Genomic DNA, 13532 nt, shown 5'->3' on the forward strand with positions numbered 1-13532 from the left:
GAAGCCTTGGCTGTTTGCAATCATACGGCGGTCGGACGATCCATGGTTTTCCGCAGAGGATACAGACTGAGATTTTCGATGGTTGCACCAGCATTTGTTGCCTGAAGACTGAGTGTATCCAAGGGACTTGCAGGAAACACCAGAGCTGTCCCGACCGACAAGCCATCATTGATGAAGATTTCGAGCGCACACGCATCCAGAACCAGTTTCAACGAGAAACGTCGGCTGTTTGCCGTTAGTGGCGTGGAGAACCTCTCCGTGAAAAATGGCTGCGAAAAGCCATGCAGATCTCCGCGATCCAGCCAGAGCTGAGCTGAAAATGCGTCAAACCCGATAGACAGAGACTCTCCCTGCCCGTTGGAGAAGACGATCAGGAAACGACCCGCTCGCCCCTTGTTGCCATCAGGTTGCGGGTTTCTGCGCTCATCCACAGTTACCGTCAGAGAGAGTTCAATAGCCTGTCCTGTGGGGATGGAGACCTGCACGCCGCTCTGGGCAGCAATACGTTCAACCCGAAAGGGAATCTGCTCGCCTCTCAGCATTTCCAGTCCTCGAGGACGCTGCACCAACCGTAGCCAGTTCATATCGTCCCGCCTGAGCGACAAGGTTCGCGGAAGGGTCATAAGGCCGCGCCAGCTTCTGTTCGGAACCTCTTCGCAATACTGCCAGTTCCCAAACCAAGCAAAATAGACAGCTTCATTGCGCGGCATGTTTTCATAAACCTGCATGGCGTAGCTGTCTTTGGCGAAGTCCGTCAGACCTATGACCGTATTTTCGGGGATAAAGCGCTCACCGTCGAAGTCCCCTACAAAATACTGCGTGACACTTCCGCCCTGAGGCCCACCGGGATTGACTGAAACGAACAGAACCCACCGAGACGCCTTCCCCTCATCCTCAACCTGCAATTCAATAAGATTGGGGCATTCATAATCCACGCCGAACAGACCTGCTGGCCCGAAATCACTGAGATGCATCCAGTGCTTCAAATCAATTGATCCGTAGAAGGCCACCCTGTGAGCCCGAGCCTTCACGACGACCATGACCCACTTTCCACTGGGTTGGTGCCAGAACACTTTCGGATCGCGGAAAGAGTTCAGCCCGATATCCAGAACGGGGTTGTGCTCGTAGTCGATAAAGCGCTTACCGCCATCTGGACTCCATGCCAGATACTGCGTCTGCTTCTGGGGTGTAGCGCGCGTGTAAAGAGCGACCAGACCACCCGGCATGGATGGTAACGGCGGAACCGAAGGAGCCGCTGGCGGAAGTTCAGCTGTTGTCGGTGGATCAAAGACATGTCCGAAGGGAGCATTCGTCCCCGGACCAAGAACATCCATGTTTTCCGGCGAAAATGGCACATCTGACGTGGCCTTGGTCAAGCCGGGAGCCAAGGCCTCAACTGCCGCCTGCGTTGCCGTCTTGGGAGCGGGTGGAGTGTCCCCTTGCGTAGGGGAGTTTTCCTTCGGCGGAAAAAGACCAGAATCATTATTCCGGTCCAGAACCACGCACCCTGAATACGCCTCGCCAGCGACTGTCTGATCAATCGCAATAGGTTGATCTTGCCACGTGTATAAGTCCGTACTGGTTGCATGCCCCCAGTGCACCTGACCCGCATAGGGTGCAAAAGGGTCGTACTGGTAATAGAGATGATACGTCTGCCCGTCGAAAATCAGACCATTGGGATCATTCATGAAGCCGGTCTGTGGCGAGAAATGAACCGTGGGGCGATAGAGATAGTCACTCTGCGTTCTGACAACGGGCTGGCTTGCTATCCCCGGATGATTGCCCGGCTCCTGATGGGAATTGCTGGGTTCATCGTGATGAGGAGTCATTGCAGACATCGGCGTTTCCTCGGCGGCTCTGGCAATCCGGCTACTGCCAACAGCAGCTCCTGCGGCTAGAATGCTGGCCAGAGCCGTGCGGCGCCCGAGTTCGGGCCTGTCGTTTCGATCTGTCATACCTCCACCATACAGGAGGATGCTTAACCCGGAAGCCTTTCAGGAAAACGTCCGTCTTCAAAAAGAGGAAGGACATTGCATGTCCGTTGCGAATACGCACATAAGGACGTCATGAAGCGCTTAGACCCTTTCCTGATGGCCCTGATCTGCGCGATCGTCCTGGCCTCCGTCCTGCCCTGCCGCGGGGAAATGCAACATATTCTGCAGCAGGTCGTCACAGTTCTCATCACCCTGATGTTCTTCTTCCAGGGGGCCAAACTTGAGCGCCATGCCATTATCGAAAGCGTGCGTGACTGGCGCCTTCAGGGAACGGTTCTGCTCTGCACATTTGCTCTCTTCCCGCTTCTGGGCATCGGGCTGCATCTGCTCTTCCGCAATTTGTTCCCGAATGCTCTGTTCGGGGAAGATTTGTGGGCTGGCATTCTTTTCCTGTGTTGCCTGCCTTCAACCGTTCAGTCCTCGATTGCCCTGACTTCGATTGCACGCGGCAATGTTCCTGCGGCCATCTGCGCAGCCACTGTATCGAATATTGCAGGCATTGCATTGACCCCGCTTCTGACAGGCATTGTCCTTGGTCACGTTGGTGCAGGTCATTCCCCCCTTGAGAGCGTTCTGGACGTTGCGAAGGAACTGCTTCTTCCGTTCATTCTCGGGCAGATCCTTCAGAAATGGATTGGCCCGATTGTCAAACGCCACAAATTCCTGATTTCGTTCACAGATCGTGGCTCTATCGTCGTGGTCGTCTACACCGCGTTCAGTTCAGCCGTTGTCGAAGGCATCTGGCACCGCGTTTCACCGCTTCATTTGCTTGAGGTGGCGCTGCTGGACAGCTTCATGCTTGCGCTGGTGCTGGTGGCCTCGCATTTCATGGGCAAGGGCATGAACCAGTCCACGGAAAACAGCATCGCGCTTCAGTTCTGTGGTTCAAAAAAATCGCTGGCCTCTGGTGTTCCGATGGCGAGCGTTATCTTTCCCTCTGCCTCGGTAGGCATCATTGTTCTGCCCCTTATGATCTATCACCAGATCCAGCTTTTCACCTGCACGCTTCTGGCCCGTCATTATGGAAAACGCATAGGCCTGGAAACGCATTCAAAGCCTCATTCCTGAGCTTCATGACAAAGCTGTTAAAGAGGTTTCTTTTTGTCACGAGGTGGTCTTTGACCCCCTTGGGTTCGTAGACCAGTGTGGCCCCAGTTTGAAAACCGGAGCTACAGAATATGCCGTCATACTCGACCCTGGTTCAGGAAAAAATTCCTGAATCGTCGGTACTCAGGCCTGTACCAGACGGCATTCCACAATCCCTTCTCTGCCGACTTTTCCGCGTTCAGCAATTCAATGACATTCACGAACGAGCTGCTGAACTGCATCTGCACCTGCCCTTGGGCAAAAAACGCTTGAAACGTCTGGAATGTATTCGAAGTGCTGGTGCACTGTTTATTCATGTTCCCAAAAATGGCGGAACATCCATCTGTAACCAGCTTTACGGCTGTTCCATGATGCATCAGACGTTTCGATACTATCGCCACGTCACACCAGAGCTGTCCAAGGAACTGCCGAGCTTTGCCATTTGGCGTGATCCGGTAGAGCGATTTGTTTCCGCCTGGGCGTTCGCAAGAAAAGGCGGCACTTCGACAGTCAAGATCCACCCTTCTGTAAATGCACTTTACCGCTCATTCCACACGCTGGACGATGCCATCACACACGTGGAAAGCCAGTCATCTCCATATGACGTAGACCACGTCTTCCGCCCGCAGGCCTGGTACATTTGCGGAAAGGACGGACAGCTTGAGGTGGATAACCTGTTTCCTATGGAACAAATTGCGCAACTCCCCGAACTCGTTCCAGCCATGCGGGGCCACGTCATCCCACACCTGAATCAGAACCCGCACGCAATCGAAGTTACGGCACTACAAGCTCGCAGAATCCGCAAGCTCTACCAGCAGGATGAAGCGCTGCGCCCGTAACGCCAAGAATAGACAAAGGGAAAAATAGGACCCTTTTCTCTAAACTGTCACAAAGCATACAGCTATCGCTCTATAAATAGCCCCGGAAAGACTGTGTTGTTGCGAAATTACCATACACCCTAAATGTCATAGTGTGACTTACATGATCTGATTGAAGATCACTGCAAACCATGGTCTTTCTCGGCCGAACCAAACCCACCTGGCCGAGAAAGACCCCACAGACGATGCGCCTTACACGCCTCCTCTCGACCTCAGCGCTGATCGCATTTGGCACACTGCCAGCATTTGCAGCGCCTGTTTCAGATACGAAACATCCAAATCAAAAGGCTCATCCGAAGACGGAAATAGCCGCCCCATCCATGATGGGTAATACGGCTCCGACAGATGTGCATGAAGAGCATGTCTCCGTCAGCGGTCGGCATTCTTTCGACGGCGTAACACGTCGTGCCGTCGGCGGCGGTCTGATGGAGAAGCAGGACAGCGCAAAGTCTGTGTCGGCCGTCTCGCGTGACTTCATCGAGAAGCAGGTTCCGGGCGCTGACCCGATGCAGTTGATTTCCCTGCTCCCGGGTGCAAACGTCTCTTCAACTGATCCCGCAGGCCTCTCTGGCAGCTCCATGAGCATGCGCGGCCTTGATTCCTCACAGATCGGCTTCACCCTCGAAGGTTTCCCGATCAACGATATCGGCAACTTCGCCGTGTATTCGCAGGAAATCGTTGATTCCGAAAACCTTCGCACCGTTCGCGTTGCCCAGGGTTCGGCAGATCTGGATAGCCCACACATCAGCGCCACAGGCGGTGTGGTCGACATGTATATGATCGACCCGAAGATGAAGGCTGGCGGCGCATTCGACGTTTCATACGGCTCATACGATTACACCCGCGGCTTCCTGCGGCTCGACACAGGCAAGATTGGTCACACCAATCTGCGTGCCTACTTCTCCGGGTCTTATGCAACCGAAGGTGTGAATAACAGCGATGCTACGCAGCGTAAGCTGCACGCGGAAACGAAAATCGTAAACGATTGGGGTGACGGGAACCGCGTCTCTCTCGCGATCGTGGGTAACCGTCTTTACAATTATCTGACACCAAGCGTGAACAAGGCATCCTGGAATGCCTATGGTCGCGGCGTTGGAAACCGTTACGTTGCACCATGCTCCAATAACGCAACGTGTACCCGTGCCGATGGCACGACGTATAAGAATACGACTGGCGCAACGATCTCCAACACGGTTTGGAACTCGTCTTACAACACGAGCGCGTCCGACAAGGGCGTTTCGTACTATCAGTTGCACCAGAATCCTTTCACCAACATCTATGTCAGTGGACCTTCCACCTTCAAGTTGGCTGATCACCTGGTTCTGACGGAAACACCGTATTTCTGGTATGGCGAAGGTAGTGGCGGCAGCGCATACAGCACCAACCTGAACAGCCTCAGCTACGGTACCACCAAGGTTACAGGTAGCATCAACGGGCAAAGCGGAACGCGCACCCTTTACAACCCGTCCATCACCAAAACCTATCGTCCGGGTGCAACCACGAAACTGACCCTCACAACAGGTGCAAACCGCCTGATGGTTGGTTACTGGTTCGAATATTCCAAGCAGTCACAGCAAGGCCCTTACACAGGCGTTGGTGAAGACGGTAATCCTTGGGACATCTGGGGCAGCGCGGAAAACGTTGTTCTTTCCAATGGACAGACATACCAATACCGCAACACATTAACGCAGACGCGCGTCCATACGATGTTCATTGGTGACACCTTGTCACTTCTGAATAACAAGCTGACAATCGACGCTGGTTTCAAATACGCGATTGTACTTCGTACTGGCACCAACATGCTGCCGGACACTTCTACCGGCCGCAATATCAGCCAGACGTACAAGGAACCTCTGCCAACCTTCGCAGCTCGTTACCAGATCAATCCGGAAAACCAGATCTTTGTGTCTGCTGCGACCAATTTCCGTATGCCAACCAACTATGCGCTGTATGACTCCGGCGCCTATTATGCTGGTTCCGGCTACTCAACGCACGCCAACACGAACCAGAAGCCAGAAATCTCGATTTCTGAAGAAGTGGGCTACCGTTACACTGGCCCAACCATTATGGGCTCTCTGACGTATTTCCATTACGACTTCACAAACCGTCTGATGTCCACCAGCCAGTGCATGGACTCTGCATGCACGAATTATTACTCCACCAATATCAACGCCGGTGGCCAGACCACAAACGGTGTGGATGCTGAAATCGGAACGCGTCCGATCTTCTATCACCTCCGTCCGTATGTTTCCTTCGAGTATGTTGATGCCCGTCTGGGCAGCAACCTGCAGGCAGGTAGCGGTACAGGCATCGACTATCTGCGTACCAAAGGTAAGTTCGCTCCGGAAACACCAAAGTTCCAGGCTGCCTTCAACCTTGACTACGATGACGGCCACCTCTTCGGTGCCTACAACCTGAAGTATGTTGCCAAGCAGTACTCCACCTTCATGAACGACCAGTCCATTCCAGGCTATGTCGTCATGAACGTGAATGTTGGCTACCGCTTCAAGACCATTGGCTTCCTGCAGAGCCCGAACATCAAGCTGAACTTCTCCAACATTACAGACAAGGCATACCTGGGCTTCGTGAAGGGCCTTCAGACCAATGCCAAGCCGACAGTTGGTATTTTTGGCAAGACTGTCAGTGCCTCTGTTCCAACCTACGCCATCGCAGCTCCGTTCTCTGCTATTGCGAGCGTCAGCGCCGGTTTCTGATCTTCCGACCAGATATCGCTTCGTACAGTCCTCATACCAGTCTCTGGTATGAGGACTTTTTTTGTACCCTACGCCGAATTTTCATCATGACGTTGACAGTTCACACGTCATGCACAGATATAAGCCAAGACCCCGTCGTCTTGACGCTAGAGGAAACCCATGGCTGGCAGAACAAAGTCCGCAGAAACAACAGCACTGGATATTTATCTGGAGCGGTTGCAGGACCATCTGGCAATCGAGACCAAAGCTATCGAGACCGTTCTTTCAGAGCTTCCATTCTGCGAGCGCTATGGAAGTGTGAGCGCCCAGATGGAACAGGATCTTATCCTGCGTCGAAAACATGTCAGCGACATCACGGCCCTTCTGAGCCGACATGGCCGGCAAACGCCCGCAGCGCATGAGACCGTTTCTTCCATTCTCAGCACTGTTTCCAGCTTGTTGAGCACTGGAGAGGAAAGTAATCTCCTCAAAAACGTGCTCACCGACTTCAGTTACCGCGCTCATCAGATCGCATCTTTGAATATGCTGGCGATCCTTGCAGACCGCTTGGGTTTCAGCAGCGACCTGTCTCTTCTGGAGCGGCTTCGCAATGAGGAAACAGCTTCGACTGACAAGCTACAACAGAATTTGCCAGTTATCGTGACGCAGTATCTCGCCAATCACTAAAAGCATAGTCGCCCTCTTCAGTCAGGCAGGCCGTAAACCTGAATCTGACTGAAATGCAGGTATGTTTTTTCACCGAGGATTGTAATCCTTACAAATCTCGCTCGGATACCTTCTGGGGTCAGCCAAATGTAGGGGCTCCCGTCGGCACCACCGAAAATCTGTCCGTCTTCCTTACGATGGACTTCGGCCCAAGCCTCTCCATCAACTGAAACAGAGATTGCCAGATTGTTTGCACGCTCTAATGCAGTATCAAGTCGATTAAACAACCGCACTTCATGAACGCTTACTTCTTCCTGAAGATCGACCTGCCACCACGGGTCTTTTTCTTCAGCAGTATGGTGCGCAGGGAAATTACCGATTTGTCCTGAGAGTGGGCCTTCTGCGTCATCTTCTGGAGAGATGTCCAAAAGTGCTGAAGACTGCGTAGCGGTGCATCCCTCTGACAAAAGCGGCCACATTGAAATCGGAAAAACGCAGGTTACACGCGCATCAGATAATTTTTTCCAGTAATCGGCCAGATAAGTGTCGTGAACAGCATTTGTCATCGAAAAAAAGCTTTCGCGCTCTGACTGCGTCATTAACTTCCAGGTGTTTTGACCACTAAAATTCCCGACAACGCTCCGCTTTGCACGGATTTCAAAGTCCTGCTCTGATTTTATATTATAATGAGCAATAAAAGCGATATCCATTATACTGTGATTTCGCTCGTTTTTTTTAAGATACGCCCACGCGTTTTCAGGAAAATTTTCATAGTAACCAAGCATCGTCTCTCCCAAAACATTCGTGGCCCTGAGATCCGGTGCTACCGTGAGAAGATTATGGTGAATTGCTTCATGCGGGTTTTCAAAGATAACCTGATAAGGAACAGCCGCTGACCTTACGAGGATTTTCGTAAATGGCGTCGCTCCGTTCTCGCGGCGCGTATAATTGGTCAGGACGGAACCTTTAGGTCGAATTTTATGCCCATTATTGCCAAAAAAAGACCAGTTGAAATAAAGAGCATCATTCTGCGGGAATTTTCCAAGAAATTTTTCGATGTTGTCGCAATCTCTCAGACACAAAAACTCATCGACATCTAGAAACATATGCCACTCTGTCTCAGTCGAGTAGTGGCGTAAATAATGAAAAAACATCTGAAACTGGGCACCGACAACCCCATAGTGAACAAATGTCACTTTAGGATTAGGGCCGACAGTTAAAGGAAGAACTTCATCATAAAGTTCGCTTGGGTCGTCATCATTGCAATATATGTAGACGTGCTCGAACCCTATCGAAAAATGATAGGTAAGCCACTCTAAAATATAGGGTGTTTCCCACCGTACCGTGGTCACAAGAGAAAACTGATGCTTGGGAGTGGGTCGTTGTCCTCCCCCAGCAATCACTTCACGAGGTGCAGTACCGTAGGCTGTCCAACTATCCATTGATCCGGCATAGGGTGGGTTGTCTTGCTTCGTCAAGGCCATCTTCCAAAACACTCTTCGCTCGTTTCTGCTCTCGCGTTAGAGTGTCGCTATGTCCAGCTTCCGCTTCCTTCACGCCGCCGACATTCATCTCGATAGCCCCCTCAAAGGACTAAGCCGTTATGAGGGTCTTCCACTGGAAGAAATCCGGAATGCAACCCGGCGAGCGCTGGAGAGTCTCATCGATATTGCCATCGAGGAAAAGGTCAGTTTTCTGATCCTCGCAGGCGATCTGTATGACGGAAGCTGGCAGGACGCCAGTACCGGCCTCTACATGATGAAATCTCTTAGTCGCCTCGTACATGCTGGAATTCGAGTCATTACTCTTTCGGGCAATCATGACGCTCAGTCCGTCATCGCACGTGAGCTTCCTCGACCGGCTGGCATTGATCACTTCAGTTACGATGCTCCTGAAACCATACGACTGAAAGACATCCAAGTCGCCCTGCATGGTCAGAGCTTTCGTGAAAGACATGTTCGAAAAGACATGACGCCTACATACCCTGAGCCTGTTTCCGGATGGTTCAATATTGGTGTTCTCCATACCTCTCTTTCAGGCTACGGCGAACATGAAACCTATGCGCCCTGCTCCGTCGAAACGCTTGCGTCAAAGCAGTATGACTATTGGGCTCTAGGGCATGTTCACGCCCAACAGATTGTTTGTCATCATCCATGGATTGTTTTTCCTGGAGTACTTCAAGGGCGACACATCCGGGAGACAGGCCCTTGTGGCGCAATGCTCGTCAGCGTCGAAAACAACATTGTCCAGTCTGTCACACCAGTTGCCTGTGACGTCATACGCTGGAGCCATATCGTCATAGATATAGCGGACCTGCATGGCCTGGATGACGTCATGCATGCCGCGAGGCTTCGTATGAAGGAAGCCCTGGCTCAGGCCGAGGGACGCACCGTTATCGCACGTGTGACGCTAACGGGAACAACCACTCTGCATGACAGCCTCTGTGCATCCACTTGCTGGCAAGACGATTTAAAGAGTGTTGCTGTATCCCTGGACACCGGTCAGAACCAAATCGCCTTGGAGAAGCTCCGGAACAAGACAAGCTCTCCGCCCACTACAAATACACTCCATGACCTGGATGCGGCTTTGTCGGAGCTCATGAGCGATCCCGAATTTATAGCAACGCTCTCTGATGACTTTGAGATGTTCTTCTCCGCGCTTCCTGGGTGTGTCGAGAGAAGTGCTTTGATGGCTGATGAAAATAGTTGGCCGCTGGAAGAAGCAAGTTCTGCCTTGCGCGCACGACTGAAGGGGAGCGCAAGCTAATGCGGTTTGATCGTCTTGACCTGTTCAGATATGGCGGCTTTCAAGACCGCACTATTACCTTCCCAAAATCGGAAGGGGATTTTCACGTCATTCATGGACACAATGAAGCCGGAAAATCCACGATGCTTGCAGCTATCAGGGATTTTCTCTTTCAGTTCCCTCATCACATCAGTGCAGACTGGATAAGTGCAGCATCCCTTCTGCGAGTTGGCGGGCAGGTAAGTCACAATGGAGCGGTACTGGAGGGCATACGACGTAGAGCCCGCACACAGACCTTCTACACCTCCGATGACGCCACCCCCAAAAGTGACGAGTTGCTGAGACAATGGATGGGAGACTTGGATGCTAAAAGCTTCGAGACCGGATGGGCTCTTGACCATCGTCGCCTTCGTGAAGGCGGTGAAGAAATGCGCCGCCTTAAGGACGATGCAGGCCTGCAAATTCTTTCCGCAGGTCTGGGCGTCGGCGGTTTGGGCGCCCTGATAACTTCTCTCGAAAAAGAAATGAACTCTCAATGGCGAAAGGGAAGCAGTACATCTGCCATTCTGAAAGCAAAGCGTGACCTTTCAGATCTGAATAAAACCCTTAGAAATACCGCAGTCCTCCCTCACGATTTAACTGTCGCCCGCGAAACGCAGGAAAAAGAAGAGAAAGCCCTTTCTGAATGTAATGCTGAACAACAACGCCTTGTCGTGCGGCAGAGAGAAAACTCTCGGGCCAGAAACATCAGCATTCCCTATCTTCAGCTTATGGATCTGCAATTACAACTTTCGCAATCAGGACTTCCGGAATTTTCTTTCTCTGAATGCGACAATTTTGAAGTTATTCTTTCAGAGATAAAAACAGAAACAACTATCGAATCTGCAACAAAATTAAAATTAGAGTCGATATCGGAACGTATAAATGAGTCCGCACCTAGAGGCAAAATTTTAGATGATGCAGACCAGATAATATCATTAACCAACAGGAATGATTTTATCAGTAAAATCGATATCGATACAAATTTAAGGTTAGACCGAATTCGCAATGACGAAATCTGGATGGAGCAATTTTGGTCACGACATCGCGCAACGCCCAATCGCCTTCCTGACGCAGGCGCGCTGGACGCCTTAAATAAAAAGCTTCAAGAGCGAGAAAATTATCTGACCCTTGAGCATGAAATAAAAGATCGCTTGGAAAAATTACGCCAAGAGTTTGATTTAATACGATCTTCTAATTTTTCTTCTGACAAGCAGAAAACCGTTTCTACAGCCGATTTCGAGCAATTAAAAACCAATTTGAACTATGCGAGAAGCCTAGGTGGAATTGATGATGAAATTGAAAAATTAAAGAAGGATCTGAAAACAGCCATTCACGACACTAATGCAGCATTTGATCGTCTGCTTCCTTGGTCAGCAAGTACTGAAAATCGTTGGGCGGCGCTGGATGGTCTTCCTGTTCTGGAAAAAGAGATCATTGACGAGGAGTATCTTAAATGGCGTGATCTTGAGGAAAAGTCTCTTCAGGAAAATAGCCTTCTCCTAAAACTCCAAGAAACGCTTTCGAAGAAAATCTTTGATCGTGATATCTTGGAAAAATCTGGAGATGCTGTTTCCATAGAAGCTCTTTCAAATGCACGAGATCTCCGCGATACGACCTGGTGCAACATTCAGGGTATTTTACAAACAGAGCAATATCCGGATCCATCTGTTTTAGATGCATTTTTCATTCTTCTGAAAAACACAGATATTCTTGCAGATCGGCGCCACACTCATGCTGAGCAATCGGCTCGACTGAACGATCTTAGCCATCATATTAGCAGCATTAAAATTGAAGCTGCTCAGGTTGAGAAACACATCCTCTTTATTAAATCACAACAAATTTCTCTTCAAAATACTTGGTTTGAAAAATTAAAATATCTTGGGCTGCCCGCACTTCCACCTAAAGAGTTTCTGAGCTGGTGTGACGCTAGACTTGATGCTCTTTCCAAATCAAAGCATCAGGAACAAATTGCAGAATCCTTTCAGAAAAAACAGCAGCAAAAACGTTCTGCACTAGAACAGTTATCACCCTATCTAAATGAGGCTCAGACTGATAATTTTGTTCTCTGCCTCCAGCATGCTCAAAATATTCAGGATGAATATGAGGCTCATTTAAGGAGTGCACTGGATAAAAAACAGGCCCAAGAAAGACTGCAAACTGCTATCGCAGCTGAAGAGCGTCAACTTGAGACGCTCAAGCATAATTTGGCCGCATGGCAGGTTTCATGGGAAACAGCTTGTGCCTCTTCCCATTATCCTGCTGGGGGCCGGCATGTTGATCTTGTTGATGTGCAAGAGGCGCGATCAATCCAAATCCGTTTGGAAATCGAAAAGAAAGAGCACCATAAAAATTACGCGGATATTCTGGAATTTAAAAATTCTCTCAATTTCATGCTTGAAAAGCATAACAAGAAATCGTTGGAAAATTTATGCACCTCACTTCGGCAGTCCGAAGAGGCTGAACACAAACGTCAAGAATTCATAACCCAAAGAGCAACACTCCAGGAAACTCTCGAAGCCACAACTATAAGGCTCACCTCATTGCGGCAAAGCCTAGCTCCCATATTAATTAAGCTTGGCATTCCATACAGTGACGATCTCCATAATATCGCTGCGGAACTTAGGCATCGCGCCACTCTGCTTCAACGCCGTGATGAGCTGAACACCATTATTCTCTCCGCGGGTAACGGCCGGGGTCTTGAGGCCCTTTTGTTAGAAGCAAAGAAGTCTGACCCTGAAACACTTGAAAGGGAATCTGACGAACTTGAGCAGCAGAGTCTTATGCTAAAGCAAAAACACTCGGAAATTGAAAAGCGATTGTGGGATGCTCGGCAAATTTTGACATCTCTGGAAAATAAAGGCGGCGCGCACGAAACTGCCGAGCGGATACAGGAAGTAGAGGCAGAGCTGAATGATCGTGCAGCGCGATATGTTTCGCTTCGCCTTCAAAGCCTGATGTTACGTCGTCTCGTTGAAAAACAGCGCCAGGAAACTCATGGTCCTTTGCTGGAGAAAGCAGGGAGCATGTTTTCGCACCTCACACGACATCGATATGCAGGAATTGCTTTGGAGGACACAGGAACGGACAATCTGACTTTGTCCGGCCTTCTTCCAGATAAGTCCTCTCTTGTTCCCGTACACTCCATGAGTGAAGGGACTAGAGATCAACTTTATCTGGCATTACGACTTGCCTCGGTAGAACAATCTCTCGACCGTGGAATCCAACTTCCCTTTATCGCAGATGATCTTTTTATAACATTCGATGAAGAAAGATCTCTTTCCGGACTTGAACTTCTTTCTTCAATATCAAAACGAACTCAGATATTATTTTTCACACACCATGCACATATTGCGGATATTGCAAAGAATTTTGGTCATATTACCCGTCTTTGAAATATAAAATTTAAAGGATATTTTAATTTTTATGTT

Annotated in this window: 8 protein-coding genes; 6 read left to right on the forward strand and 2 right to left on the reverse strand. The window is 50.0% G+C overall.

What is annotated here, in order from left to right:
• Window positions 1-20 precede the first annotated feature (20 nt).
• A complete protein-coding gene (locus R5H23_RS10660) occupies window positions 21-1955 on the reverse strand; it encodes a GH32 C-terminal domain-containing protein (protein ID WP_317215405.1) in 1935 nt (644 codons plus the stop codon).
• A gap of 111 nt (window positions 1956-2066) precedes the next feature.
• Here R5H23_RS10660 and R5H23_RS10665 point away from each other — a divergent pair, with 111 nt between their 5' ends.
• The 4 genes from R5H23_RS10665 to R5H23_RS10680 all read left to right on the forward strand — a co-directional run bounded on the left by R5H23_RS10665 (window position 2067) and on the right by R5H23_RS10680 (window position 7338).
• A complete protein-coding gene (locus R5H23_RS10665; protein WP_086633289.1) occupies window positions 2067-3062 on the forward strand; it encodes a bile acid:sodium symporter family protein in 996 nt (331 codons plus the stop codon).
• 110 nt (window positions 3063-3172) lie between these two features.
• Window positions 3173-3919 carry a sulfotransferase family 2 domain-containing protein gene (locus R5H23_RS10670; protein WP_211500330.1) on the forward strand — a complete coding sequence of 249 codons (747 nt, stop codon included), beginning with the start codon at window positions 3173-3175 and terminating at the stop codon, window positions 3917-3919.
• Window positions 3920-4143: 224 nt separating this feature from the next.
• Complete coding sequence (locus R5H23_RS10675) at window positions 4144-6672, forward strand: TonB-dependent receptor domain-containing protein (RefSeq protein ID WP_317215406.1); 2529 nt, start codon at window positions 4144-4146, stop codon at window positions 6670-6672.
• A 159-nt stretch (window positions 6673-6831) separates the two neighbouring features.
• On the forward strand, window positions 6832-7338 hold the full coding sequence (locus tag R5H23_RS10680; RefSeq protein ID WP_317215407.1) for a DUF892 family protein: 507 nt from the start codon (window positions 6832-6834) through the stop codon (window positions 7336-7338).
• A gap of 17 nt (window positions 7339-7355) precedes the next feature.
• On the opposite strand, the gene R5H23_RS10685 is transcribed toward R5H23_RS10680, so the two are convergent.
• On the reverse strand, window positions 7356-8801 hold the full coding sequence (locus tag R5H23_RS10685) for a glycosyltransferase family 2 protein (RefSeq protein ID WP_317215408.1): 1446 nt from the start codon (window positions 8799-8801) through the stop codon (window positions 7356-7358).
• A 49-nt stretch (window positions 8802-8850) separates the two neighbouring features.
• Between R5H23_RS10685 and R5H23_RS10690 the strand changes: the two genes are divergently transcribed.
• Window positions 8851-10083, forward strand: a complete 1233-nt coding sequence (locus R5H23_RS10690; RefSeq protein WP_317215409.1) for a DNA repair exonuclease — start codon at window positions 8851-8853, stop codon at window positions 10081-10083.
• Window positions 10083-13496, forward strand: coding sequence for an AAA family ATPase (locus R5H23_RS10695; protein ID WP_317215410.1), 3414 nt, complete (start codon window positions 10083-10085; stop codon window positions 13494-13496). Before R5H23_RS10690 ends, R5H23_RS10695 begins: the two co-directional genes overlap by 1 nt.
• Window positions 13497-13532: the final 36 nt, after the last annotated feature.

Source organism: Gluconobacter sp. GP1 (genome assembly GCF_032913585.1).
Lineage (GTDB): Bacteria > Pseudomonadota > Alphaproteobacteria > Acetobacterales > Acetobacteraceae > Gluconobacter > Gluconobacter cerinus.